At 40.5% G+C, this 26,136-nt stretch carries 26 protein-coding genes; 8 read left to right on the forward strand and 18 right to left on the reverse strand.

Annotation, left to right across the window (positions count from 1 at the left end; all coding sequences use genetic code 11):
* The first annotated feature begins 34 nt into the window (after positions 1 to 34).
* Both L2735_RS03475 and L2735_RS03480 read left to right on the forward strand, forming a co-directional pair.
* A complete protein-coding gene (locus tag L2735_RS03475; protein ID WP_248983375.1) occupies positions 35 to 1,921 on the forward strand; it encodes a zinc finger-like domain-containing protein in 1,887 nt (628 codons plus the stop codon).
* A 156-nt stretch (positions 1,922 to 2,077) separates the two neighbouring features.
* On the forward strand, positions 2,078 to 2,851 hold the full coding sequence (locus tag L2735_RS03480) for a 5-formyltetrahydrofolate cyclo-ligase (protein ID WP_346348119.1): 774 nt from the start codon (positions 2,078 to 2,080) through the stop codon (positions 2,849 to 2,851).
* A 125-nt stretch (positions 2,852 to 2,976) separates the two neighbouring features.
* Here L2735_RS03480 and L2735_RS03485 read toward each other — a convergent pair whose 3' ends face one another.
* The 5 genes from L2735_RS03485 to L2735_RS03505 form a co-directional block, all read right to left on the reverse strand.
* A complete protein-coding gene (locus L2735_RS03485) occupies positions 2,977 to 4,269 on the reverse strand; it encodes an O-acetylhomoserine aminocarboxypropyltransferase/cysteine synthase family protein (RefSeq protein WP_248983438.1) in 1,293 nt (430 codons plus the stop codon).
* Between the two features lie 197 nt (positions 4,270 to 4,466).
* Positions 4,467 to 5,192: a dihydromonapterin reductase gene (gene folM, locus L2735_RS03490; RefSeq protein WP_248983376.1), complete on the reverse strand. Its 726-nt coding sequence runs from the start codon at positions 5,190 to 5,192 to the stop codon at positions 4,467 to 4,469.
* Positions 5,193 to 5,308: 116 nt separating this feature from the next.
* On the reverse strand, positions 5,309 to 5,953 hold the full coding sequence (gene folE / locus L2735_RS03495; protein WP_248983377.1) for a GTP cyclohydrolase I FolE: 645 nt from the start codon (positions 5,951 to 5,953) through the stop codon (positions 5,309 to 5,311).
* 67 nt (positions 5,954 to 6,020) lie between these two features.
* Positions 6,021 to 6,377, reverse strand: coding sequence for a dihydroneopterin triphosphate 2'-epimerase (folX, locus tag L2735_RS03500; RefSeq protein WP_153912748.1), 357 nt, complete (start codon positions 6,375 to 6,377; stop codon positions 6,021 to 6,023).
* A 130-nt stretch (positions 6,378 to 6,507) separates the two neighbouring features.
* Positions 6,508 to 6,687, reverse strand: coding sequence for a hypothetical protein (locus L2735_RS03505; RefSeq protein ID WP_248983378.1), 180 nt, complete (start codon positions 6,685 to 6,687; stop codon positions 6,508 to 6,510).
* Positions 6,688 to 6,962: 275 nt separating this feature from the next.
* Here L2735_RS03505 and L2735_RS03510 point away from each other — a divergent pair, with 275 nt between their 5' ends.
* Both L2735_RS03510 and L2735_RS03515 read left to right on the forward strand, forming a co-directional pair.
* Positions 6,963 to 7,352 carry a thiol-disulfide oxidoreductase DCC family protein gene (locus L2735_RS03510; protein ID WP_248983379.1) on the forward strand — a complete coding sequence of 130 codons (390 nt, stop codon included), beginning with the start codon at positions 6,963 to 6,965 and terminating at the stop codon, positions 7,350 to 7,352.
* A 3-nt stretch (positions 7,353 to 7,355) separates the two neighbouring features.
* On the forward strand, positions 7,356 to 8,195 hold the full coding sequence (locus tag L2735_RS03515) for an SDR family NAD(P)-dependent oxidoreductase (RefSeq protein WP_248983380.1): 840 nt from the start codon (positions 7,356 to 7,358) through the stop codon (positions 8,193 to 8,195).
* A 123-nt stretch (positions 8,196 to 8,318) separates the two neighbouring features.
* On the opposite strand, the gene mdh is transcribed toward L2735_RS03515, so the two are convergent.
* The gene (gene mdh / locus L2735_RS03520) at positions 8,319 to 9,254 is read right to left on the reverse strand and encodes a malate dehydrogenase (RefSeq protein WP_220753464.1); all 936 of its coding nucleotides are present in this window, start codon (positions 9,252 to 9,254) and stop codon (positions 8,319 to 8,321) included.
* 315 nt (positions 9,255 to 9,569) lie between these two features.
* On the opposite strand from mdh, the gene argR reads away from it, so the two are divergent.
* Positions 9,570 to 10,040, forward strand: coding sequence for a transcriptional regulator ArgR (gene argR / locus L2735_RS03525; RefSeq protein ID WP_153912722.1), 471 nt, complete (start codon positions 9,570 to 9,572; stop codon positions 10,038 to 10,040).
* 93 nt (positions 10,041 to 10,133) lie between these two features.
* Here argR and L2735_RS03530 read toward each other — a convergent pair whose 3' ends face one another.
* The 6 genes from L2735_RS03530 to L2735_RS03555 all read right to left on the reverse strand — a co-directional run bounded on the left by L2735_RS03530 (position 10,134) and on the right by L2735_RS03555 (position 16,563).
* Positions 10,134 to 11,072 carry a Dyp-type peroxidase gene (locus L2735_RS03530; protein WP_248983381.1) on the reverse strand — a complete coding sequence of 313 codons (939 nt, stop codon included), beginning with the start codon at positions 11,070 to 11,072 and terminating at the stop codon, positions 10,134 to 10,136.
* Positions 11,073 to 11,182: 110 nt separating this feature from the next.
* The gene (locus L2735_RS03535; protein ID WP_248983382.1) at positions 11,183 to 12,211 is read right to left on the reverse strand and encodes an ABC transporter ATP-binding protein; all 1,029 of its coding nucleotides are present in this window, start codon (positions 12,209 to 12,211) and stop codon (positions 11,183 to 11,185) included.
* 1 nt (position 12,212) lies between these two features.
* Positions 12,213 to 13,844: an ABC transporter permease gene (locus L2735_RS03540; RefSeq protein ID WP_248983383.1), complete on the reverse strand. Its 1,632-nt coding sequence runs from the start codon at positions 13,842 to 13,844 to the stop codon at positions 12,213 to 12,215.
* A 53-nt stretch (positions 13,845 to 13,897) separates the two neighbouring features.
* Positions 13,898 to 14,917: a Fe(3+) ABC transporter substrate-binding protein gene (locus L2735_RS03545; protein ID WP_248983384.1), complete on the reverse strand. Its 1,020-nt coding sequence runs from the start codon at positions 14,915 to 14,917 to the stop codon at positions 13,898 to 13,900.
* A 226-nt stretch (positions 14,918 to 15,143) separates the two neighbouring features.
* Positions 15,144 to 15,893 carry a ferredoxin--NADP reductase gene (locus L2735_RS03550; protein ID WP_248983385.1) on the reverse strand — a complete coding sequence of 250 codons (750 nt, stop codon included), beginning with the start codon at positions 15,891 to 15,893 and terminating at the stop codon, positions 15,144 to 15,146.
* Between the two features lie 40 nt (positions 15,894 to 15,933).
* Positions 15,934 to 16,563: a DUF5610 domain-containing protein gene (locus tag L2735_RS03555; RefSeq protein ID WP_428848286.1), complete on the reverse strand. Its 630-nt coding sequence runs from the start codon at positions 16,561 to 16,563 to the stop codon at positions 15,934 to 15,936.
* Positions 16,564 to 16,842: 279 nt separating this feature from the next.
* On the opposite strand from L2735_RS03555, the gene L2735_RS03560 reads away from it, so the two are divergent.
* Both L2735_RS03560 and L2735_RS03565 read left to right on the forward strand, forming a co-directional pair.
* On the forward strand, positions 16,843 to 18,324 hold the full coding sequence (locus L2735_RS03560; protein ID WP_248983386.1) for an FMN-binding glutamate synthase family protein: 1,482 nt from the start codon (positions 16,843 to 16,845) through the stop codon (positions 18,322 to 18,324).
* A 150-nt stretch (positions 18,325 to 18,474) separates the two neighbouring features.
* Entirely contained in the window at positions 18,475 to 18,675 is a 201-nt protein-coding gene (locus L2735_RS03565; protein WP_248983387.1) for a hypothetical protein, read from the forward strand.
* Positions 18,676 to 18,810: 135 nt separating this feature from the next.
* Here L2735_RS03565 and L2735_RS03570 read toward each other — a convergent pair whose 3' ends face one another.
* Both L2735_RS03570 and L2735_RS03575 read right to left on the reverse strand, forming a co-directional pair.
* A complete protein-coding gene (locus L2735_RS03570; RefSeq protein ID WP_153912714.1) occupies positions 18,811 to 19,059 on the reverse strand; it encodes a hypothetical protein in 249 nt (82 codons plus the stop codon).
* Positions 19,060 to 19,196: 137 nt separating this feature from the next.
* Positions 19,197 to 20,984, reverse strand: coding sequence for an ABCB family ABC transporter ATP-binding protein/permease (locus tag L2735_RS03575; protein ID WP_248983388.1), 1,788 nt, complete (start codon positions 20,982 to 20,984; stop codon positions 19,197 to 19,199).
* A 436-nt stretch (positions 20,985 to 21,420) separates the two neighbouring features.
* Between L2735_RS03575 and L2735_RS03580 the strand changes: the two genes are divergently transcribed.
* Positions 21,421 to 21,594 carry a hypothetical protein gene (locus tag L2735_RS03580; protein WP_119967651.1) on the forward strand — a complete coding sequence of 58 codons (174 nt, stop codon included), beginning with the start codon at positions 21,421 to 21,423 and terminating at the stop codon, positions 21,592 to 21,594.
* Between the two features lie 50 nt (positions 21,595 to 21,644).
* Here the strand turns inward: L2735_RS03580 and aroG are convergent, their stop codons facing one another.
* The 4 genes from aroG to L2735_RS03600 form a co-directional block, all read right to left on the reverse strand.
* Positions 21,645 to 22,697: a 3-deoxy-7-phosphoheptulonate synthase AroG gene (gene aroG / locus L2735_RS03585; RefSeq protein WP_248983389.1), complete on the reverse strand. Its 1,053-nt coding sequence runs from the start codon at positions 22,695 to 22,697 to the stop codon at positions 21,645 to 21,647.
* Positions 22,698 to 23,033: 336 nt separating this feature from the next.
* The gene (locus L2735_RS03590; protein WP_428848287.1) at positions 23,034 to 24,263 is read right to left on the reverse strand and encodes a tetratricopeptide repeat protein; all 1,230 of its coding nucleotides are present in this window, start codon (positions 24,261 to 24,263) and stop codon (positions 23,034 to 23,036) included.
* Between the two features lie 144 nt (positions 24,264 to 24,407).
* A complete protein-coding gene (locus L2735_RS03595; RefSeq protein ID WP_248983391.1) occupies positions 24,408 to 24,776 on the reverse strand; it encodes a hypothetical protein in 369 nt (122 codons plus the stop codon).
* 100 nt (positions 24,777 to 24,876) lie between these two features.
* Entirely contained in the window at positions 24,877 to 26,127 is a 1,251-nt protein-coding gene (locus tag L2735_RS03600; RefSeq protein WP_248983392.1) for an ammonium transporter, read from the reverse strand.
* Positions 26,128 to 26,136: the final 9 nt, after the last annotated feature.

Genomic DNA, 26,136 nt, shown 5'->3' on the forward strand with positions numbered 1-26,136 from the left:
TACATTTCACGCATTGATTTATAGGACGTATTACGTGAGCAAATTAGAGCAGTTCCAGGATTTTATCCGAAGCAACGGTAAAGACCTCACAGGTGTAAATGTGCCAGTGGTTTTGAGTAATGAAGAGGCAAAGCAACCAGAGCTTAACTTTACCTTTGGCTGGACCATTGAGATTGGTGTGAGCGAACATGAACATGGCGGTCATTGCCCTGCTGGAATAAAGTCTGGCAGCGCCTCAAATGCTTGTAACTGTGCTAATGAGACCGCAAGGCAATATGTTAACAACGACGATAGTTTGTTTAACGATCGCTTTCTTAAGATCCTTGGCCCTGATATTTCTAAAAACTTTTTGATTAAGGATTGCGGTTTACAATCTGCACCTGAAACCTATGTCGGTAGTAAAGTCTGTTATATCTGTGATGGAACAGGCGAAGACACGTGTTCTAGCTGTCATGGTCATGGAAGCACTTCTTGTTCTTCCTGTAGCGGTAGGGGCTCTTATGCTGTAACACGTGAAGAGAATAATCGCACGGTTCATAGTCGTGAGTCATGTTCGTCTTGTGGAGGAAGTGGTAGTAACACTTGTTACAATTGCAATGGACGTGGCAAGGTTACTTGTCGCACCTGTGATGGTGGCGGTTACCTCTACTTCAGCTACTCCATTGATGGTGAGGCGAAACGCAGTACTAGATGGGAATATAATACTAGTGACTACCATGAGTGGACATCTGACTATGTTAAAAAGACCGGCCTAAAACTGGTTCATCATTTAGATGATGTCACTGAAGTTGATGTAGCAGGAACACTGAATGGCTGTAGCTTTATTTATGCTTTTAAGGCTAAATTACCCACGCTACAATTTACGGCCAACATCGATAAAGTCGATACTATCATGTGTTTTGCGGGCAACAAAAACAGCACTCATAATGCTGGCGGTGTATATGATCCTGCAGTATGGAGTCTGGCAAAAAAGCTTGCTGGCGGCAGTAAATCAGATGATAAAGTGGCCTTATCCACTCCTGCAATTAAAGATATTATTGAATCGAACGAAACCAAAACAGCTATTCCATTATTGGAAGAAAACTGGGTTTCTAATGATATTAAAGAGGCTGTGGTCTCCAATTATCAAACGCTAGTAACCCAGCTTAAAAAACAAAGTGTTAAAGGTATCGCCCCTAAAATGTTTGGTGGCTTCATCAGTTACTCTTTTCTTTTCCTAATATTAGGTGTTTTGTTCGCCGTTATGTACCCCTCTTTTGCGCAAGATTCTGCATATCGCATGAGCGTACTGCAGCTTCCTGAATGGTTTTTTGCTTTACTGACAATGCAGTTTGGCTTATTTGGTCTGCCTGCAATATGTAATTACTTGTTCTTTTTTGGCTTTATTTGGCTTAGCTACCAATGCGTTAAAAAGTGGTACTGGAAAAACATTGGTCCAGGTAAAACATGGTTACTCGCACTCAGTTTAACCTTATTGGTGCCACATGCTGGGTTCACTTTGTTCTATAACGGGATTGAAGTGGTTAACCATACCCTAGAGGTCACCAATGCATTAATGGCGGGATCAATATTAGTAGGTTTATATTTAGTCGTCATCGGTACCAAATTGCCGAATAAATGGTATACAAAAATACTCGGGTTTATTGCAGGTATTGGCGCATACTGCGGCTTACATTACGGCCTATACTTATTGAATAGCCGGATTGGTTTTATTGAAAACCATGAAAGGTATCCGTTTGAGTTAGTGGAATCTTTAAATCCTGGCACTCAATTTATGGCCGAAAACTTAATTGAATGGGTCATATTATCAGTGATATTTGCCTACTTCTTAACGCGACGCCAATTCTGGTTAAAAGCCAAAACAGCAGTCGCTGATTACGACAGCCCAGTATTGCTAAAATCGATGAATATGGAAAAATAGCTAAGCAATTCGCAATGACTCTGTAAGCAAAGAAGATAATCAATTGATTATCTTCTTTGCTATTTGGGCATATCAGGATAACCTGCTATCTGTAACATCATTTGTTTATAACGCTATTTTTCCTTTCATTTGTATGTGATGGAGTACTTCCTACCTATGAGCATGACGCGTTTTATGGCTGGCTCAACCCAATACCAGTCTGATACAACAGATAATCAAACTCTTATTACCTATTTTTCTTCAGCAAGCCCTGTATCCGATGATACCTCGGCTACTACAGACGCGATTTATCCTCACTCTTTTAATAGTGCCAGTGACGTAGACCCCTTATTTGATAGTCGTAATATGAGCCGTGATAGCATTCGTCGCCATATTCGCCAACAGCGCAATGGCATATCACAGCCAGAGCAAAACCAATTAGCATTAATTGCCAGTCGTCATTTATTATCTGAGATCCAACGAATTTCAGCTAAACGAGTGGCCTTGTATTTAGGGTTTGATGGTGAACTCGCCACCAGCAAATTGATTGAGGCATTGTGGAAGCTTGACGTTGAAGTGTACTTACCACGCCTGCACCCTTTTGCTACAGGCCACCTTTTGTTTATGCGCTACACCGCAGACTCTGAGATGGTCAATAATCGCTACAATATTGCAGAGCCTAAATTGGATATTCGTAATATCGTCACCGTTGAGCATCTCGACATGATTGTCACCCCCCTGGTGGCATTTGATGATAAAGGCAATCGAATGGGGATGGGCGGCGGTTTTTACGATCGCACTCTGGCTCAAGTTACAGACAATAAACCGTTAGCCGTTGGCTATGCACACGACTGTCAGCAAGTGAGTTTTTTGCCTATTGAATATTGGGATGTCCCCTTACCTGTAATTATTACCCCTACTAGGCGCATTGCTTCAAAAAACCTCAGCTAATCCTTTTTAAAAAGGATGATGATAAGAAAGCCTAAGTAAGAAAAATTAGTAATAAAAAGCCGTTAATCCAATTGAATTAACGGCTTTCTTATATGGGCATCAGCAATCGAGTATGTGAGTATGAGTTAACTCGTCGCTTTATCTAACGCTTGACTCACATCGGCAATAATATCGTCGATATGCTCAATACCTACCGAAATACGCACTAAATCTTCAGAGACACCAGCTTTTGCTAATTCATCTGAATCAAGCTGCCTGTGAGTCGTACTCGCTGGATGACAAGCCAGTGACTTAGCATCACCAATATTCACTAAACGAAGGATCATTTGTAGTGCATCGATAAACTGGCCACCAGCCACTTTACCGGCTTCCGCATTGTCCGCTTTAATGCCAAAACTAATAATGCCTGACGCTTTGCCTTGAGTAATTTTTTGGCAACGCTCATGTTGTGGGCTATTTGGCAATGCTGCGTAATTGACCCAACTAACTTGTGGATGCGCTTGTAAATATTCAGCTAAGGCTAATGCGTTACTGCAGTGACGCTCCATGCGTAAGCTCAGTGTTTCTAGCCCTTGGAGTAATAAAAAGGCGCTTTGAGGCGATAAGGCAGCACCAGTATTTCGTAGCGGTACTACACGGCAACGACCAATAAAGGCTGCGGGTCCAAAAGCTTCGGTATACACCACGCCGTGGTATGACGGATCAGGCTCATTCAATAAAGCAAAGCGCTGTTTGTTAGCAACCCAATCAAACTTACCAGAGTCAATAATGACGCCACCAATCGTCGTGCCATGACCGCCAATGTATTTAGTCAGAGAATGAATCACAATGTCAGCGCCATGATCAAAAGCACGGCACAACACTGGTGTGGCGACGGTGTTATCGACCACCAAAGGGACGCCATGCTTGTGAGCAATATCTGCAAGACGCTGCAGATCTACGACATTACCAGCTGGGTTACCGATAGATTCACAAAACAACGCTTTGGTGTTGTCATCAATTAAGGCTTCTAAGCCTTCATAATCATCATATGCCGCCATACGCACATCAATACCTTGGCGAGGTAAGGTATGGGCAAACAAGTTGTAAGTGCCGCCGTATAACTGACTAGTGCTAACAATATTATCACCCACTTGAGTTAGTGCTTGAATAGCATAAGTAATGGCAGCCATACCCGATGCTACTGCTAGTGAAGCAATCCCGCCTTCGATGGCTGCAAGACGCTGCTCCAATACATCTGTGGTTGGGTTCATAATGCGGGTATAGATATTACCAGGCACTTTTAAATCAAATAAATCCGCACCGTGCTGGGTATCATCAAAGGTATAAGAAGTTGTCTGGTATATTGGCACTGCAGCGGCTTTGGTTGTCGCTTCGGATTGGTAACCATGGTGTAACGCCAATGATTCCAGTTTCATCTGTTTGGGAGTATTTTCCGCTGTCATAGTGGCTTCCTTTAATGAGTAATCGCAATAATGTGAGATTCATTGAATGAATCTACACACTAGCAACTAGACGTCTGGAAGTCTAAAACTTTTTTATTAAATCGTTAACTCAGCTTTTTATTAAATCATTAACGCCACTTTTAGTAATTCGTAAACTCCACAAAGCAGGTTTATTTAAGGTGTCTACCACCATCAACAGCATAGCTTCTACCTGTCACATATTGGCTCGACAATAAGTAGTCTACTAATTCGATAATTTCGCTGTTGCCAGCTTCTTTTGGCAATATTGCTTTAGCTAACGCTTTAGCTTTATACGCTTCATCATCGCCTTCGTTAAATAGAATCATTGCCGGGGCAATTGAGTTCACTTTCACACTTGGGGCAAATTTGGCAGCAAAGGATAGGGTCATATTGTGCAGCGCCGCTTTACTGGCCGCATAAGCAATATGCTTCTTGCTACCCTTTTCAGCCACATAATCTGTGATATGAATGATGTTACTCGCGCCCACACTTGTGCCAGCTGATTCCGTCAACAGTTCCGCTAAAGCTAAATTAATCTGATAAGGCGCGCTGACATGAATATTCATCATCCGTGTCATGATATCTGCTGAGCTGATCTCTGCAGTGGTTTTATCATTGTGCCAATCAGAAGCATTATGAATAATGCAATTTACCTGTGAATGCTGGGCTTTAATGCGGCTTAGCATGTCTTCTATTTCTGCAGGCTGACATAAATCACACTGGTACAAATCTGCGCCTAAATCCAATAACTCATCGATGGATGGATAGTGAGTTCTGAACGTGCCAATGACATTATAATCTTGGGCTAAAAAATGCTTTGCCAAGGCATAACCAATTCGTTTTCCGACACCTGTAATCAATAGGGTTTGTTTCATTAGGGTTCTCTTTTTAATGGTTACAGAAAAGCATAAAGGCCATTAGTGCTAAAAAGCGGCTAATGACCTATGGGGTATCATTCATGACTTATCAAACTTAACCAACTTGGTATGAGTCAACTTTTGGAGAAAAATTCAGCCCGTGAAGCTGGGTTATTTTTAAAACAACCACCTAAAGCTGACGTTTTAGTATGAGACTGAGTGTCCATAATGCCACGTGATTTAACGCAGTAATGAGTGGCGTTAATGCTAATAGCAACGTCATCGGTTTCTAGCAAAGTTTGCAATGCGACTAATACTTGCTGAGTAAGACGTTCTTGCACTTGTGGCCTTTGGGCAAAGAAACGCACTAAACGGTTAATTTTAGACAAACCGATAATCTTCTTTTTCGGAATGTATGCGACATCTGCAACGCCATCAATAGTAATAAAATGATGTTCACAGGTGCTAACCACACTGATATCGCTGACCTTAACCATTTCCTCGACGCCCATTTTGTTATCTATTTGGGTGACTTTGGGGAATTGATGATAATCAAGACCAGAGAAAATTTCGTTCACATACATTTTGGCAATCCGATGCGGTGTTTCGCACAAGCTGTCATCGGTTAAATCTAGCCCCAAAGTTGATACGACTTCAGTCATCAACCCTTGGATCCGTTCTATTTTTTGCTCACTGGTCATGTCATTTTCGACCAATGGCGTTTCGAGACCTCGCTCAATTAAAACTTGCTGCACCTTACGTGCTTCTTCTGAAATCATGTGTTTTCCTTATGGCAACCCGTGCCAAATAACACCACAACATTACGTAAACGCTTTAAGCGCTCGCTTATTTTCGCTGTTCTAAAGACAGCGAAACAGAGTCGGCAAAACGTAAAGCATGAGGTTTATCAATCGTTACTCGTGACATGGTAATAGATGGGTGCTCGCTACAAATGGCCAGTACATCGGCGACCAATTTTTCGAGCAGTAAAAAGCGCCCTTCTTCAACATGTTGAATAACTTTTTTAGTGATAACTTTATAGTTAAGTGCATCGGCAACATCATCCGTTTGAAATGACTTGTCGGCTGGATATTGGATTTCAATATTTATCACAACATCTTGCTGTTTTTCACGTTCGTCTGGATTGAAACCAATGAAGGTACGTAAACGAAGATTAGTAACTTTAATAATTGCTTGGCTAATAGACATAGTGAGCCTCTTATGAATACATGAACGTGATACGTGAGAATAAGCAAGTTAGATCACATAAAAAAGAGCCAACTTTTTACAGCTGACTCTTATAGTTATAGCGACAAATCGCCAATTTTGCTAACTAAAACTCTTTATAGTTTCGGCACTTAACTTTAAAGAAGATAATATAGAACACAGGTACAATAATCAAAGTCAGCATAGTTGCGACTCCTAAACTAAAGATAACCAGTGCTGCAAGCCACTTAAAGTAGGCATCTGTCAGTAAAAAGAAGCCCCGCCCTAAAATGGTATTTTCCGCCATACAAACAGGCCTTACATGACTCACCGTTGAGTTAAATAGCGCGTCTAATGTATCAATACCATCATTGATACCTAAGTTGATACCAGAGTTGATATCTGAGTTGATTTGATCCAGTCACACAATACCATTTAAAGTAGCATGCCCGCTAAACAGTGCTTGCTTAATAGCACCATAAAGCTAAATAATTTCTCAAAAATTTAATCTATTTTTCGACACTCAACGTACAACTCTAGACAAACAATGCTGAGGTCAACAAAGCAACGCTGAGGTGTACCATGGAATTACGAATTTTTTACGATAGTGCTTGCCCGTTATGCAGCAATGAAATGACCCAACTTAAAAAGTACGATCGCTTACATAAGATTGAGTTGGCTGATATAAACCAAGAAGGCTTTGAGCAAAAGTACCCTCATATTGACCTCTCTATCGCTAACAACATTCTTCATGGTGAAACCAGTGATGGAGAAGTATTAACAGGTTTAGATGTCACCGCCAAAGCCTGGGCCTTAACCGGTAAGCATAAATGGATCCAGTTACTAAGGCTTCCTTGTGTTAAACCCTTTGCTGACATCGCTTATCGCGGTTTTGCTAAAAATCGCTACCAGATATCGTACCTACTCACAGGTCAACAACGCTGCGAAGATGGCAGCTGCAAGCTGAAATAGTCTATGGATATAGCAAACCTAAAGCCAGTTGAAACCGCCATCATCATTGGCGCTTCCTCTGGCATTGCCAAAGCGATTGCCCAGCAGCTTTACCTCAATAACAATATCAAACAAGTCATCACCATAAGTCAAAACGATATTGACTATGGTGATAGATATGAGATTGCTGTTAAATATGACATTGGTGCTGAAAATCAAATTGAAGATGAAGTTGAAAATAAGCTTAATCATTTACACATCACTTCTGATTACTCACAGCAAAATATTGCCACTACCTGTCAGTCTCTTTCTTCGATTACAGGCCATATTGTTAAGGTGTTTATTTGTAATGGCAGACTACACACAATACATAAAGACAATAAAGCCTCACAGTCACAGTTAATCGCACCAGAAAAACGTTTAGAAGACATTAACCCAGAATCAATGCAGGCGTTATTCAATTCAAACGCCATAGTGCCTATGTTATGGCTGCAAAATTTAGTGAATGTGCTTAAGGGGAAACAGCAATGTGTCATTAGCGTATTAAGTGCCAGAGTTGGCAGCATCAGTGATAATCATTTAGGCGGCTGGTACAGCTATCGCGCAACGAAATCCGCGTTAAACATGCTAATAAAAACCTGCGCTATTGAGTACGCCCGCAGAGCTAAAAACTGCAAACTCATCGCTTTTCATCCTGGTACCACAGACACTGATTTATCCAAACCTTTTCAAGCTAACGTACCTGAAGGGAAGCTCTTTACTGCTGAATTTGTTGCTAAGCAATTGCTCGGTATTCATCAAGAGCTAACCTTTGACTGTGAAGCTGAATTCCTCGATTGGCAAGGAAAGACTATTACTTGGTAATCGACTCGGTTGATAATCTTTAGTTTCTGGGCAAAGAAAGACTGAAACGGTATAAATCATTAAATGTCAGACACAAAAAAGCGAAGCCTTAAGCTTCGCTTTTTAAGTTAATAAGCTATTGGCTTATTTAACGAATTCAACACCTAGGTTGATATCGCCTTTTAATGTATCAAGCATTGCATCACGAGCGTTCGCTTCAAATGCGCTTACTTCACCGTAAGCTAATACTTTTTCTACGCCGTTTTTACCAAGTACAACTGGCTGTGCGAAGAATTCAGCATGTTCACTGCCGCCATCTACGTATGCACATTCAACAACGTTTGCTTCACCTTGAAGGCCACGAACTAAAGATAGACCGAAACGACATGCCGCCTGACCCATTGAAAGTGTCGCACTACCGCCACCGGCTTTAGCTTCAACAACTTCAGTACCAGCATTTTGGATACGAGTGGTTAATGCAGCAACTTCTTCATCAGTAAAGCTTACGCCTTCAACTTGAGAAAGTAGTGGAAGAATCGTTACACCACTGTGGCCGCCGATAACATTGATGTTCACGTCAGCGACGTTTAAGCCTTTAAGATCAGCAATAAAGGTTTCAGAACGGATAACATCCAGTGTAGTCACACCGAATAAACGGTTCTTATCGTAAACACCTGCTTTTTTAAGTACTTCAGCAGCGATTGCAACCGTTGTGTTCACAGGGTTAGTGATCACGCCGATTAATGCTTTAGGACAAGTTGCCGCTACTTTTTCAATTAGGTTACGAACGATACCAGCATTGATGTTGAATAGATCTGAACGATCCATACCTGGTTTACGTGCAACACCAGCAGAAATGAGAACAACATCAGCATCAACTAGTGCAGGAGTAGGATCTTCGCCAGCGAAACCAGCAACTTCAACATCTGTTGGGATGTGGCTTAAATCGACAGCGACACCTGGAGTAACAGGAGCAATGTCATAAAGAGACAACTTTGAGCCTGCAGGAAGTTGAGTTTTTAATAGTAAAGCTAGGGCCTGGCCAATACCGCCAGCAGCACCAAGTACAGCTACTTTCATAATTATCTCCAATAACGTTCTAGGGTTGACTTCTAAATTTATGATTCGCAGTTTGTGACATAGATCATATTTCTTGTGGCGTCACATTACTGCATCACAGAGACAATTTCAATTATCCCTTAGTGGAGTAAAGCAATTTACTTATTCTATGATATGTATATAAATAATCACTGATTTAACCATTTACTCTGTAAAGTGAATTTTTATTCACCAATTTAGCTTATTTCTTGACTTGTGTTGTTTATATATTCAAAATGAACCCGTTTTGTGAATATATTGTATTCATTTTAAAAATTACTATAAGACGAAAAAAATATGCCAGCGACCAAGAATCAGGATGAACTCGTTAGAACGTTTAAGTCGATACTTAAGGAAGAGCGCTTTGGAAGCCAAAGCGAGATAGTTAATGCGCTGCAAGCAGAAGGTTTTGGCAATATTAACCAGTCAAAAGTTTCGCGTATGTTGAGTAAGTTCGGCGCGGTACGTACCCGAAATGCTAAGCAAGAAATGGTTTACTGTTTACCTGCTGAATTAGGTGTTCCTACTGCAGGTAGCCCGGTTAAAAACTTAGTACTAGACGTTGATCATAACCAAGCAATGATTGTTGTTCGTACAAGCCCAGGGGCTGCTCAGTTAATCGCACGTTTATTAGATTCAATAGGTAAACCTGAAGGGATTCTGGGCACCATTGCTGGGGATGACACCATTTTCATCTGTCCATCTAGCATTAAAACCATTGACGATACGCTTGAAACGGTTAAGTCACTATTTAACTATAGTGAGTAATTTTCTCAGGTCATCTCGGTGTTAAAGACCCAATAAAAAAGCAATGCTCTCGCATTGCTTTTTTTGTGCCTGTTCATTAACGCTCCACTAAGATTAGTCGTTAGCGAATTGAGCTAAAAAATCAAGTGAAGGGGCAAAAAATGAAGAGCCCGTTAATGCTTTAGTAAACTGCATTAAATGGTCATGGTTTCCGTGACCATCACCATAAACCATACTACGTAGCATCTCTTCAAAATGAGTCGGTTTGCTACAAGTAGAGATAAACATTAAACCTTGCTCTCTGAGCGAACCAAACGGCATGCTTTGACGTAATATCTCCATTGAATTACCGTCAGCATCTTTTAAATTAACACGTTTAATATGGCTTGTTAGCGGCTTATCTTCTGAAGCATATTCAATATCATCTTGCTTAGTACGGCCGATAATATCTTCTTGTTTCTTCTGAGGTAGACGGTTCCACTTGCTTAGGTTATGCGCGTACTTTTGCACATGTACATAACTTCCGCCTTTGAATGCAGTATCTTCATCAGCCACTAATGCGACTTCTTGACGACTACGTCCTTTTGGATTTTCAGTGCCATCAACAAAGCCTGTTAAATCACGGCTATCCATGAAACGGAATCCACGTTCTTCCTCGATAAGCTCAACCAAACCTTCAAACATTTGGCTAATTTCGTTGGCAACTAAATGCAAGATGTCATAACGATCGCAGCGAATATGCATAAATAAGTCATATTCAATTGCTGGCGCATCACGATTACCTTCTTGCATAGCAGGAAAAGGGCGTAATTGAGCTGGACGCTGCTCACCATAAATGGTGTCCCAGTAATTAGCACCAATTGCGACAAAGCCATTAAAGGCACTGTCAGCATATTGATCTGATAACTCATAAATATATTGAGCAACATTAGCTAAACAAGGACGCAGCTGGGCTTCTACACCTTCATTGGCATTAAACATCAAGTAGACGCTATGCAAATTTCCTTCTGCACAAACTCCTAACTGTTCACGAGGCATATTCTGTGTTTCCATGTTGGAATCAACCACCTTTTAACAATAATAAGATTAAAATAGTGTAAGGTAATTGAGCAATTTAATCCTTATGCTCCATCTCAATTTTCAATCAATTTAGACTTAAGTCACTAAAAAATCACTAACGGGTGCGCCGATATTGATAAATTGACCTTCTGACCTAACGTCAGTGTTGTTAATTGACTTCTAACTTCGAGCGTTTGTTGGCCTACTTTAACCCAATAATGACAAATTGTACCCAGAAAACGTCGCTCAATAATCTCTCCGTGTCCTTGAGCTGCTGGTTGCAAATCAATTTGTTGCGGTCTTAATAGTAATTCACCTTGGCTATTAGGCTCTCGAACAATGGAATGAGTACTTTCAATTATCCCTAATACGGACGATACCTGAGTTGGGCTTTTAATGGTGACAGTTAAGTAATTGCCTTCACCTAAAAACTCTGCCACATAGCGCTCATTCGGCTCCGCATATAACTCTTCAGCCAAACCGTGTTGCACAATGCCGCCGTCTTTAAATAAAGCCAATTTGTCAGCGAATACAAACGCTTCATCCTTACTGTGGGTAACAAATACCGCACTGACATTTCGCTGCTTAAGAATTTGTCTGATCTCAAGCATCATTTCACTGCGCACTTGTGAGTCAATGTTAGAAAACGGCTCGTCTAATAACAGTAATTCAGGTTGATAAGCTAACGCACGGGCAATAGAAACCCTTTGTTGTTGGCCGCCAGACAATTCATGAGGATAACGCTTGCCTAGTCCTTCCAATTTAACCAGCTGCAGCATATCGTCAAGGCGATCGCTGCGCTCTTTTGCTGTTAAATCTTTTACCCCAAATAGAATATTGTCGCTCACGGTTAAATGAGGAAATAAGGCGTAATCTTGAAAAATCATCCCAATGCCACGTTTTTCACTGGGCACAAATAGATTATCTGCACTCAAAGCTTGGCCATTAATCGCAATACTGCCTTGGCTAATGGCTTGTAGCCCTGCAATAGCCCGAAGCAAGGTTGTTTTACCGCAACCACTTGGCCCAAGTAGCGCAACAATTTCTCCCTGCTCTAATGTCAGATTTAAGCCGTTAAGAATCACCTGTCCTTGGTAGTCACTGTTTACATTTTGAATGGTCAATGTGGACATATTAGCTCTCTTGCTCCAATGAACGGTTAAGGTAAATCAACGGGATGAGTCCAACTATCACAATAACTATGGCGGCTAATGCCCCATGTTCAAGTTGCTCATCTGATACGAACTGGAACACGTGAGTGGCAAGGTTTTCAAAGCCAATTGGTCTAAGTAACAATGCCGCTGGCAGCTCTTTCATACTTTCAATAAACACGAGTAATGCACCAGCAAAAATACCTTTACGAAGTAAGGGTAAATGTACTCGCCACAACAGCTGTCTAGGCTTTTGTCCCATAGTGATACTGGCCATGTCTAATGAAGGGGATATTCGTTTATAACTGTTCTCAATACTACCAATCGAAATCGCTACAAATCGGACACAAAAGGCAAAAATTAACGCAAACACACTACCAGTAAATAACAGCCCAGGCCCCCGAGCATCAAAATAGTCGTAAATGTCATTAATGGCAAAATCGAGATAGGTTAATGGAACGAGCACACCAATCGCTAATACTGTGCCAGGAATGGCATAGCCTGTGCTGCTCAAGCGTGAAGGTAAAATATCGCTTTTTCGAGGACTGACCCGCCTAATAAACATCATCACTAACGCAAGTACCACACAAATGAAGCTCACTACGGCGGCAATATATAAACTATTAAAACTGTATTGCCAAAAGCGACTATTCCAGCTTTCATCAAAATAGTCGATTGCATAACCTGCAAGAACAGCAAATGGCAGTAAAAAAGCTAAAATAATTAGCAGACTACAATAACCAAATGATAGCCATGCTTTAAAGCCTGATAAATGATAACGATCAGACTCAGTTAGGCGTGATTGTTTTTGAAATAGCTCTTGTTTACGGCGAGCAAATCGCTCAAACCCTACCATAGCAAAGATGACCAGCAGCATAATAGCTGACAACTTTGCCGCTGCAGCTAGGCTGCCATAGCCAAGCCAAGTGTCATACACGGCGGTTGTTAATGTTGGAACAGCAAAATAACTCACTGTTGCAAAATCAGCTGCGGTTTCCATTGCCACTAACGCCATACCAACTGCTAGTGCTGGCCTTGCCATCGGTAAACCTAAACGCCAAAAGCTCTTCCACGGACTACAACCCATAATACGCGAAGCATGCAATAAGCTTGAGGATTGCTCCATAAAAGCTGTGCGGGCTAATAAGTAAATATAAGGGAAAAGCACCAGTGACAGCATAATTGATGCGCCAGTTAAGGTACGAATATCGGGGAAATAGTAATCTTGCGGAGAGGTCCAGCTAAAAGCTTGTCTGAGAAAACGCTGCACAGGGCCCGCATAATCAAGCATGTCAGTATAAACGTAAGCGACAATATACGCTGGCATTGCTAAAGGCAGTAATAATGCCCATTGAAAATAACGTCGCCCGGGGAAGTCACACCTAGCCACCAACCAAGCAGCTGGCACTGCGATCAGCAAGGATCCGATGCACACCTTGAACATTAACAACAAACTGTTGCTGATATAGGTGGGTAATACGGTATCAAATAGATGACTAAAAACAGCTTCGTCAGGGAGAGTTGCTTGTACTAAAAGTGCAAAAAGCGGCAATATTAATATTACCGCAATCGCATAACCAGCGAGCGACCAGCTTCTGGTTAAGCCTAAGATCATAAATACTTTCCAATTAGTGCCGCGTGCTTAGCACGCGGTAAAATAAAGCATCCTTACAGATCAAATTTTACTTCATCAAGTAGCTTCACTGCCGCTTGATGATTTTCAGCTAACTTAAAGATTGGCAGACTATCAGCTTTGAAGTCTCCCCAAGAAGCTACCATTTCAGAAGGTGCAACATCCGCTTTAACAGGATATTCCATGTTCACTTCTGCGTAAGATTTTTGAGCTACGTCAGACGATAAAAATTCCATCAATTTTATAGCATTATCTTTACTAGGTGCAAATTTTGCGAGTGCCATACCTGACACATTGATATGAGAACCACGATTTTTCTGATTAGGGAAGTTAATGTATACCGCTTCAGCCCAGCTCTTTTGCTTAGGATCAGTCATCATTTTACCAAAGTAATAACTGTTACCAATCGCAACGTCACATAAACCTTCTTTAACGGCTTTAACTTGAGCACGATCGTTACCCTGTGGCTTACGAGCTAAATTTGCTTTAACACCTTCAAGCCAAGTTTTAGTTTCAGCCTCACCGTGGTGAGCAATCATTGAAGCCACTAGCGCAATGTTATAAGGGTGCTTAAAGCTTCGGGTACAAATTTTACCTTTATACTCTTCAGAGGCTAAATCTTCATAATTAAGATCAAGCTTACCTGTACGATCTTTTGAAGAATAAACATTACGAACACGCATCGTTAATGCGTACCAATCATTTTCAGGTGAACGGTATTGCTCAGGAATATTGTTATTTAGCGTATCGCTTTTAACATCAACAACCAGATCTTTATCAACCAATTCCATTAAACGAGAAAAGTCAGAAGTCAACACAACATCAGCAGGAGAAAGACGACCTTCGCGAGCAATACGCTCTGCAATACCATCTTTGGCGAATACGACATTGACTTTAATGCCAGTGTCCTTGGTGAATTGTTCTAAAATCGGTTCAACAAGGAAAGCTTGTCGGTAAGAGTAAACAGTAAGATCATCTGCAGCTGTCGCAGCAATTGATCCCATAGATGTCACAGTAGCTAAACCTAACAACGCTAAACGTTTAAACGATTTCATTCCAAATTCTCCTTGGCTTGGCATTACTTAATCATATTGTAAAAGAGTGGTTAAGTAATTGCTTATGGAAATGATAATAATTATCAATTACGGAGAGGATAATGGATCGCTGCTTAAGGAGCAAGTGTTGTTTATATCTGAATTGAGGGATAATTAATGAGGCTTCAGGGGATTAAGTATATTAAAAGCTGTACAAATTCGATTCCATACAGCTTTTAAATGTTGGTTACCAATATTTCTCTACAGTAATTTGACCTGGTGCTCGGCGTAAGTTTTTAACTAACCCCTTTTCAGTTAATGCCGTTTGCGCATCTGTTATCATCCCAGGGTTGCCGCAAATCATGACCTGTGAGTTTTCTTGATTTAAAGCCACTCCCGCTGTTTGCTCAAGAATACCACTTTGAAGCCCATCAGGAATACGACATGAAAGCCCTCCATCGAAGGCCTCTCTTGTCACTGACGGAATAAAAATAAATTGAGTTGGGTACTTTTTCTGTAACGCTTGTAACTGCGGTAAATAAGCTAAATCTTCGATTAACCTTACCCCATATACCAACACGACTTTTTCAAATCTCTGCCAAGGCTCCTCAGTTTCCATCATTGAAATAAAAGGACCCACTGCAGTACCTGTCGCTAAGAACCATAAATGCGGACCTTGCAATGCACCTGTAGGAATTTCATCTAAGGTCATAAAACCCGCAGCTTTGGTACTGACTTCAATATTATCACCTACTTTAAGCGCTTGAAGATCAGGGGATAACTGCCCTTCTTCAACTGCAACAGCTAAGATTTCAATATACTCTTTACCTGGTGGGTTAACTACGGAGTATGCTCGCGCGATGCGTTTATCATCGCGAATTTGACTCAACTTGATGAATTGCCCAGCGATAAATGGCTCGACATCCGCTTTAATACGCAATGAGAATAACTTCTCGTTCCATTCAATACGTTCAGTGACGGTACCCGTTGTCCACATAAGCTATTCCTTGACTCATAAATGACGTTATTCGATATGTTCAGTCAACTTGCGGCGGTGCTGTATTCTGTTTAAAAGTTTCAAGCCCTGCCTGAATTAAACTATAGGTTTGTTCCACCCCAGCCGCAATGTCACCTTCAAACACTTTCAACCCTGATAGTATCTCAGTCGCTTCTTTAAAGCCTTGATCTATCGCACCAGAAATTTTTTCCATAAAACTATCTAATTGCTCAGTAAATTCCATTTGGCTGTTCTGCTGCTGATGTACTGAAAAGAAGTTAGTTGCAAAGCTAACTATACGTTCTGCAGTTGCTTCTGGCGAATAATCGACTTCACTATCAGCGGTTTTCTGAATCGCGTTTTCGCCCATTGTTGGTTCAAGTTCAATATTAATCGCATCAATGGCGGCGCGGTATAACAATGCCATAGATTGATTGCCTGCTGCGATACTGACTTTTTCTTGGGCTGCTAGGATGCTGCTGTTTTTAAGGTCTCGGCTTATCTCACTAACCGATGGTCTTTTCACTTCAGCGGCGCCATCATTAGCAGTTAATGGCTTAGTATCAGATTTAGCCAGCATCCCATCTGACGAAGTTTGACGGTTTGATTTGGCATTCATTTGCGTCGGGTTATATAGCTCCATCATCAGCTCCAATAATTTATCAATCACAATTCAGGTTAGCTTACTTTATCGGCAATTTTGTAAAAACCTTGAGTAATAGCTGCTATTAATTTGTTCGAGTTAATCAGCCTGCGGCCGATGTTACTCAATTTTTAATAAACGCATTTAAGTTCCATTACGCCATCAATACCGAGAATTTTAGGCTAGAACAATAGCTTGGCTTCATCCATAATGAATTGAGTCAAAAATTGAACAGCTTAGTGTTATTACTCACTTAACGCACTCAATACTGTAACGATTGCCATCGAACATTTTTAAGGAACAAAAATGCAGCCACATTGGTTTATTGTCGGATTAGAGATTTTTACAGGATTATTTCTAGCCTGTATTGCTATCGGTTTTATCGCGGTGATTTATATGTATATCGCCGATAAATTACAAACTAAACAAGCTATTCGCCATAACTACCCTGTTATAGGTCGCTTTCGTTATTTATTTGAGAAGCAAGGTGAGTTTTTTAGGCAATACTTTTTTGCCCAAGACCGTGAAGAATTACCCTTTAATCGCGCTGAACGCAGTTGGATTTACCGCGCGGCTAAAAATATCGACCGCACCATTTCATTTGGTTCAACTCAAACACACGACAAAACTGGCACTGTGATGTTTTTGAATGCGGCGTTTCCTAAGTATGACTCAGATCAGTATACAGATAACGTTCTCACTATCGGATCTGATTGTAAAACACCGTATCAAACATCGACTATTTGCCATATTTCAGCAATGAGTTTCGGCGCTTTGTCTCGCCCTGCTGTGACAGCCTTATCTCATGGCGCCGCGCAAGCGGATTGCTGGCTAAATACAGGTGAAGGGGGGCTAAGTGAGCACCATTTAAAAGGCAATTGCGATCTGGTATTTCAAATCGGCACGGCCAAATATGGGGTTCGTGATGACAATGGCCATTTAGACGATGACAAGCTTCGTTCAATTGCGAGCCATGACAGTGTCAAAATGTTTGAAATTAAGCTCAGTCAAGGTGCAAAACCTGGTAAAGGCGGTATTTTACCAGGAGTGAAAGTCACCGAAGAAATTGCCGCCATTCGCGGGATCCCTGTTGGAGAAGATTCAATTAGCCCTAATGGCCATGCAGAGTTTAATAGCGTAGTGGATATTATCGACATGATTTGCCATGTCCGTGAAGTCACCGGTAAACCGACCGGCATTAAGGCAGTGCTCGGTGATGAACAATGGTTAATTGATTTATGCGAAGAAATAAACCATCGGGGTATTGAACATGCACCGGACTTTTTCACTCTAGATAGTGCTGAAGGTGGAACAGGAGCCGCCCCACAGGCATTAATGGATCATGTCGGCTTACCGATAAAAGAAAGCCTGCCTATTGTTATCAATTTATTCAGACAAAAAGGTTTAAAACAAAGAATCAAAGTGATTGCCAGTGGCAAGATGGTGTTGCCTTCCCAAGTAGCATGGGCACTAGCGACAGGCGCAGACTTTATCGCATCAGCAAGAGGCAATATGTTTGCATTGGGTTGTATACAAGCATTGCAGTGTAATAAAGACACCTGTCCAACAGGGATCACCACCCATAATAAACACTTACAACAGGGATTAGACCCTCGTAATAAATCAGCAAGAGTCGCCAACTACAATAAATCATTGCATCATGATTTAAAGATTATTGCTCATTCATGCGGTGTGAGTGAACCAAGACAGCTTACTCGCCACCATGCAAAAATTGTCACAGAGAGTGGTATTTCAGTGTCGTTAGATAAGTTCTACCGACAATATTAGTAAAATTGACGAGTTATTTAAAATCCCAAAATATAAATTAGCAAAAGCTATTAGACTTATTGCTAATATATTGACATGGCATAACTTTGAACTATTTTTACAATAGGTGTAAAATTGTGACATAGAGCACATTTGTTTAGGGACTTACTTTTGAAAACTGCAAATTCGATTATGACATCCGGCGGGGCTCATAAATCAGTATCGCTAACCTGTAGCAACTGTGACAAACTTTCAGAAATTGAAGGTGAAAAAGTTTGCTTTGAACAAGGGCAAATCACTCGATTAACTGAAGATGTTAGTGCAAATACAATGATCAAAATGGTTTGTAATAGCTGGTCTAAGAATAGATAAGATGTGATTAGTAAGATGAGTTTCTGGCAATAAAAAAGCAATCTTCATGATTGCTTTTTTTATGCCTATTTATCACTGTAATGATAACGTAAACGCTATTACATAAACCTACAGTTAAATAGGTTATTCAAACGTTTATACCAAAATATCTGCCGCACTATCATCTGCTTTTAATAAACTATCTTCACTCTCGTTATCGTTTATTTTAGCCAGAGTTAGTCCACGGGTAGTCACAATCAAGCCTGCGCATAATTCATCATAGACTGACTGCAGTTCATCTTGATTCATTTCTCGCTTCTCAAGCGTCGCCATAATTGCAAACCAATCAGTGGTCACTTTATGTTGTGTACCCTCTAAGGCTGCTATTAAAGAAATGTTTTGCACTAACGACCTCCATATTTAGGCGTAATTACCTGATAATTTCCTATTTACCTAAACGATCTCAATCCTTTCCAGGCAATTAAGTTAATTATACACAAAAACTGCACTATCAAAGAGAGAAAACGTATACAAGCTGCACATCAAAGTGTGATTGTTTGCTCATTTTGGATCCGCCACAGTTTTGCATAGACGCCATTTTGTAATAATAACGCCTGATGAGTCCCTTGCTCAGCGATCTTTCCTTGACTCAATACGACAATTTTATCGGCATCAATAATCGTTGATAAACGGTGCGCCACCACCAAGCTTGTATGACCTTTTTCAGCCACTTTTAGCGCAGTTAATATCGCTTGTTCAGATTTACTGTCTAAAGATGAAGTCGCTTCGTCAAATACCAAAATAGGCGCTGACTTTAAAATTGCCCGTGCAATAGAGACTCGCTGTTTTTCTCCACCAGATAATTTTAAACCTCGTTCACCGACTTTGGTTTCCCACTGATGAGGCAGTGATTCAATAAAGTCAGTCAAATTGGCCAGTTTAACCGCCTCTCTTAATTCATCGTCGCTCGCAGTAGGCCTGCCATAAAGAATATTGTTATAAATGGTATCGTTAAATAGCACGGTGTCTTGTGGAACAATGGCGATGGACTGACGAAGTGCTTGTTGCGTCAATTGTTGAATATCTTGTCCATCGATTTTGATTGCACCACTGTCTACATCATAAAAACGAAATAGCAGTTTAATCAGCGTTGATTTACCAGCACCACTTTCACCGACAACCGCCACTTTCTGCCCTGCAGGAATGGTAAAACTGACATCTTTTAAAATGGGCCTTTCGTCATAATTAAAGCAAATATTATTAAAACTCAGCTCCCCTTTTGTAGGAACAACATCTGATGCTTGTGGACTATCTTTAATCGCTGGAACCTTGTCTAGCAAGCCAAACATACGTTCAATATTGGCTAACGCACCACGAATTTCACGATATACAAAACCTAAAAAGTTAAGCGGTATAAACAACTGCATCATAAAGGCGTTGATCAACACAAAGTCACCGAGCGTCATATTGCCTGCAGTCACTTCATAAGCCGCCAGCCACATCATAGCCGTCATGGCCACCGCAATAATTAACGCTTGCCCGGCATTGAGAGCAAATAATGACAACCTATTCTTACGTTTGGCCACTTCCCATTGTTCTAACGCAGAGTCGTATCGGTCGGACTCATAACGTTCATTATTAAAGTACTTAACCGTTTCATAATTCAATAAACTATCAACAGCGCGAGTATTTGATAGGGAGTCAGCATTAGCAGCATCTCGAACAAAACCTGTTCTCCACTCTGTTGCCACAACCGAATAACCAATATATGCGACCACTGCAACAAGCGTAATCAACGCAAAACCAATACCATAATTAAAGAAGAAAATGATGATCACTAAGCTGATTTCGAGGAGCGTTGGTACAATGTTGAACACCATAAAACGCATTAAAAAGCTGATACCACTGGTACCGCGCTCAATGTCTCGTGATAATCCGCCAGTCCTTCGGTCTAAGTGAAAATCAAGATCCAGTCGATGTAAGTGCTCAAATACCGCCAATCCAAGCCGTCTAATGGCTCTTTCAGTGACTCGCCCAAACAGCGTATCTCTTATTTCCCCAATAATGACATTCAAGAACCTAACAGATCCGTATGCGATAACTAAAGCAACCGGGACAGCCACTATCGCAGCCGTTTTTTGACCGTCTAAACTATCGACTAAGTCCTTTAAAATGAAAGGTAAACCGACACTGGCTAGTTTAGCGACAATAAGACATAACATTGCCAGAAAAATTCGCCCTTTGAATTCAAATAAATAGGGCCATAACAATCTCACTACTTGCCAGTTTAACTTTCCTACTGGTCCATCAAAATATGCTGACGGTCTCATTTACTTTCACCAATTACACTAAATTCACTTTCAAAATAATACCGGCATTAAACATTTAGCCAGTACCACAATCAATACAACAATCAATACAACAATCAATACAACAATCAATACAACAATCAATACAACAGTAAGTTAACACTATTATATGGAGTTGAGATTTATTCCATATCAATAAATCTCGAGAAGTTTCGGCTTCTTTCACTCGCTTTTGTAGATTTTAGATTATAAAAAACGCCACAAGTAACACTTTAGGCTTACAAACTGTTCTTTTAAGTAATTATAAAGGCTAGTTTTTATAAAATAATTTACTAAATATGCAATTATTAGTGTGTTTCTAGTTCAGCAACCAAAGAGAATTTGGTACTCTTTAATCGATACTTTTTGGCGAATTATACTAGCCATTAACATTTTTTCCCCGTTCAAAGGAAGCAACATGTTAGACGCAACAAAAGTTCAGCACCCACCATTACAATTAATACAAACATGGGTATGGATGATGATTGAATCAGGTAACCCTGAGCTTCAAGATAAAGGAAGAAACAATCTAATTTCGGCATTTGGAAGCCTAGCTAAAGCCAATGAGTATTTAGCTAACACCAACAAATAAAAAAGGCGCTTAACAGCGCCTTTTTTATTTATTATAAAGCCCGCTAATGACTAACCGCGTCTTTTCAGTACGCTGTCACTTAATGTTGCAAGCAACTTTTCTGTATCGCTCCAACCAATACAAGCATCTGTAATGCTTTGGCCATAGCAAAGCTCTTTTCCTACCACTAAATCTTGTCTGCCTTCTTCGATGTTACTTTCAACCATTACACCAAAGATATTTTGATTACCTGAACTAATTTGTCCTGCAACATCTTCAGCAACTATCATCTGTTTTTTATAGTCTTTGCTGCTATTAGCATGACTAAAATCGATCATAATGTTAGAAGGCAATTTTGCTTTCTCTAACTGAGCTTCAATCTCAGACACATCGCTTTCGCTATAATTTGGCGCTTTACCACCACGTAAAATGATGTGGCAATCAGGATTACCTTTTGTCGATACGATTGCAGAATGGCCAAACTTTGTTACCGATAGAAAATGGTGAGGTGCACTTGCTGCACCTATGGCATCGATTGCCACTTTAATTGTACCGTCGGTACCGTTTTTAAACCCGACAGGGCTTGATAAACCTGAAGCAAGTTCACGGTGAACTTGTGATTCAGTCGTACGCGCACCAATTGCGCCCCAACACATCATGTCTGCAACATATTGTGGTGTGATCATATCAAGGAACTCGCCTGCTGTAGGTATTCCTGACTCATTCAAATCAACCAATAGTTTACGAGCTGTTCTTAAGCCATCATTTAGCTTAAAACTGTTGTCCATGTATGGGTCGTTAATCAAGCCTTTCCAACCCACTGTGGTGCGCGGTTTTTCAAAATAAACACGCATAACAATTTCAAGTTGATCTTTATATTGCTCGCGAAGGGCAATTAAACGCTTGCCATAATCTAACGCGGCAACAGGATCATGAATAGAGCATGGGCCAATGACCACAAGTAAACGGTCATCTTGACGGTTCAGAATACGGTGGATCCCATCACGAGCATTAAACACGGTTGCTGATGCCGTTTCTGACGCCGGAAATCGCTCTAAAATAGCGATAGGAGGCAATAGTTCTTTTATCTCATCAATTCTAACGTCATCATTTTGGTAATACATAGTTTATACAGCTCCAGCAAACAGTTTATTTATGCCAAACTTTAAGCTTGGCAGTAAAGCATAACGCACAGCTTTATAATTCAAACAGTACCATACAATAATTCACTCAATCTATGATTTTGTCTATTTTATGAGTATAAATCACTGTTAATCAATAAGTTTAAATTTAACATTTTAAAATATCTAATAAATTCATTAATTTCGGTTATATTCGTCCCTTTATCCCATAATGTGAATTTTTTATTAGCAACGAAAAAGCTACGCTCAACTTAAACTGAGCGTAGCTTATTTGTGTATAACGTCATCCAGATGAAAGTGATCCTAGTCGCCGAAATGTTAATGCCGCATCATTGCTTGAAGCTTACCTTTGTATCTATGCTGACTCGTTTCATCAATACTTAAATCTAGAGCTTTCTCCATATTTTTCTTCGCTCTTCTTTCATCCCCCGTGGCCCAGTAAGCACGTGATAATCCAAAGTAGAACTCATGACGATAATCCGCTCTATCCACTGCACGTTTGTACCACACTAACGCCTCTTGATACTGCTTTTCAAAGTAGGCTTGCTGAGCCATGTCAAAGTAATAAAAGGGATTGTTTATACGGGCAAGCTCTAACACTTTATGTACCTGCTTCCATTCTTCTAATCTATCTTGCTCACCAAGAATGATGGCGAGGTTGTATAAGGTTGTGATGTTTTTAGCATCTAACTGTAAAACATGTCGGTATGCTTGCTCAGCTAATTCGTCCATCCCTTTATGACGATATATGACGGCAAGTGTATTAATGCTATTCACATAAAATGGGTCTAGCTCAATGGCTCTTTTAGCTAAGGCATAGGCGAGATCATATTCATTTCTCACCAATGCTTCAGCCGCAACATTATTAAAATACATGCCCGCTAAGGTTTGTCTGCTTATCTGCTTTATTCTATATGCTCTGACAGAACGCTCAGGCAAGAAGTCCACTAAGATTTCTGAGCCTCTCATGCTATATGTATTGGGTTGATCATGATGAAGTAGCTTCATATTCACGTGACCATTAACGAGATAAAAGCCTCCACGTCTATCCCAAACAGGCTCAACATCAATATCCTGAAACTTAACAGGTATATTCAAAGCATCAGCAACTGCGGTGGATAAAACCACCAAAGACATACAATTACCAGCACGCTCTTGGGCGGTTACTCTGGCCATTCTGGTGTAGTGGTCGCGAAATTCAAAACCACCATCTTGCGCACCAATATACTCAGCTAACCATTTATTTGCGGCTTGCTTTTCACCAGTAATACCAGCAGAACGTGCATACTCTTTTTTTATATCAATCACCATCCCTTCTGGGAGTTCAAAAATAGCATCGGTATCTGGAATTGCGACGGAGTTAAAATCATTATCACTGAACAATGTGCTGACTATAGCGGTGTTTTTTGTCTGAGTGGTGCTACTACAGCCTGTGAGGAAAGAAAAAAACAACGAGATAATTAACAAATAAAAACTATTAATCAATAACCTAGAAAAATAATTACTATTAGAAAATATATTTTTTGAATTTTCATCTTCTTGTAACATACATATGCTCCAGCAATTGCCTTAATTAAGCATAGTTGCAAGCGCAAAAAATGAGACACTTAAACGTGACAAAACCTATTTAATAAACGAATGAGCCGTCATTCGCGATATGTAAATTTAGATGAATTAGACTGGTAATATTAGTTATTGAACAGGTTTTACCTTTGGAGGGTTCTTTATTGAACGCTGAGGATTATCAATCTGAATATAAACCTCTTCACCTTGATAAGGGTATGGGCGATAAGCATTACCAGAGCAATTAAAGTAGCGGTAAGGTACTGCAATTGGCAAACAACCTACCGGTAATGCCTGTAATATTTGGATCTGCTGCTGCATCCGTAACATTTCTTGCCATTGATGATCTTGTTGCACTTGATCTCTTACTGCAAAAGCATCAAAAGGCTCAGAGGCCTTGCGGACCACCACTTTTCCAGCTTGAACCTCATTAACTGACAAGCTCAATATCAAAGCTGCCACACTAATTAAAACGGTTAACTTAACCAGCTTGCTCATATTACAACCTACTCAATACCCCATTGAGCCATTATTATAACAAAAAAAGCAGAGCACTATGGCTCTGCTTTTTTAAGCATAATTCAAACTAAATCATTTATTAACCAGCTGATTTAATTGAAACAAACTCTGGGTATGCATCGACACCACAATCTGATGAATCCATACCGTTATACTCTTCTTCTTCTGTTACTCGAATACCAACAGTTGCTTTCAGTACAAACCAAACAGCAAATGAAGCAGCGAATACCCAAGCAAAGATAACAAATGCACCATATAGTTGAGCACCAAAGTTAGCATCAGCGTTTGATAGAGGAACTAACATCAAACCTAGGAAACCACATACACCGTGAACTGAGATGGCACCTACTGGGTCATCAATTTTAATACGGTCAAAAGCAACGATTGAGAAGATAACAACACCACCAGCTACAATACCTGTTACACCAGCCATCAATAATGAAGGTGATAATGGGTCAGCAGTGATAGCAACTAGGCCTGCTAATGCACCATTTAAAATCATGGTCAAATCAGCTTTACCCCAAACAACCTTACACACGATGAGCGCAGATACAGCACCAAAAGCAGCGGCAGAGTTTGTGTTTAAGAAAATCTTCGCGACTGCAGTAGCATTTTCTGCATCAGAAACGAGTAACTGAGAGCCACCGTTAAATCCAAACCAACCCATCCATAAAATGAACATACCTAACGTGGCCATAGGTAAGTTTGAACCTGGAATTGGGTTTACTGCACCATTTGCACCATATTTACCTTTACGAGCTCCTAGTAGCAATACCCCAGCAATCGCAGCAGCGGCGCCCGCCATATGAACAATACCACTACCAGCAAAGTCAACAAAACCTGCAGCAGAAAGGAAACCACCACCCCATGTCCAGTAACCTTCAATTGGATAGATAACAGCTGTCAAAACCACAGAGAAAAGTAAGAAAGACCAAAGTTTCATTCGCTCAGCAACAGCGCCAGATACAATTGACATAGCTGTAGCAACGAAGACTACTTGGAAAAAGAAGTCAGACTCAAGTGCATGATCAGCACCGTCTGCTTGTGAACCAATGAGTGAACCAAACGATGGCAACCACCCTGCTTCGACATTATCGACATACATGATGTTGTAACCAACCAATAAATACATCACACATGCAATTGAATATAAACATACGTTTTTAGTTAGAATTTCTGTGGTATTTTTTGAGCGGACTAAACCCGCTTCCAACATGGCAAAACCCGCTGCCATCCACATAACTAAAGCACCCGAGATTAGAAAATAAAACGTATCTAATGCAAAGCGTAATTCAGTGACCGTTGTTCCTAACGCTGCTAACTCTTCCATTCCAGCCCC

The organism is Shewanella olleyana (assembly GCF_023283825.1).
Lineage (GTDB): Bacteria > Pseudomonadota > Gammaproteobacteria > Enterobacterales > Shewanellaceae > Shewanella > Shewanella olleyana.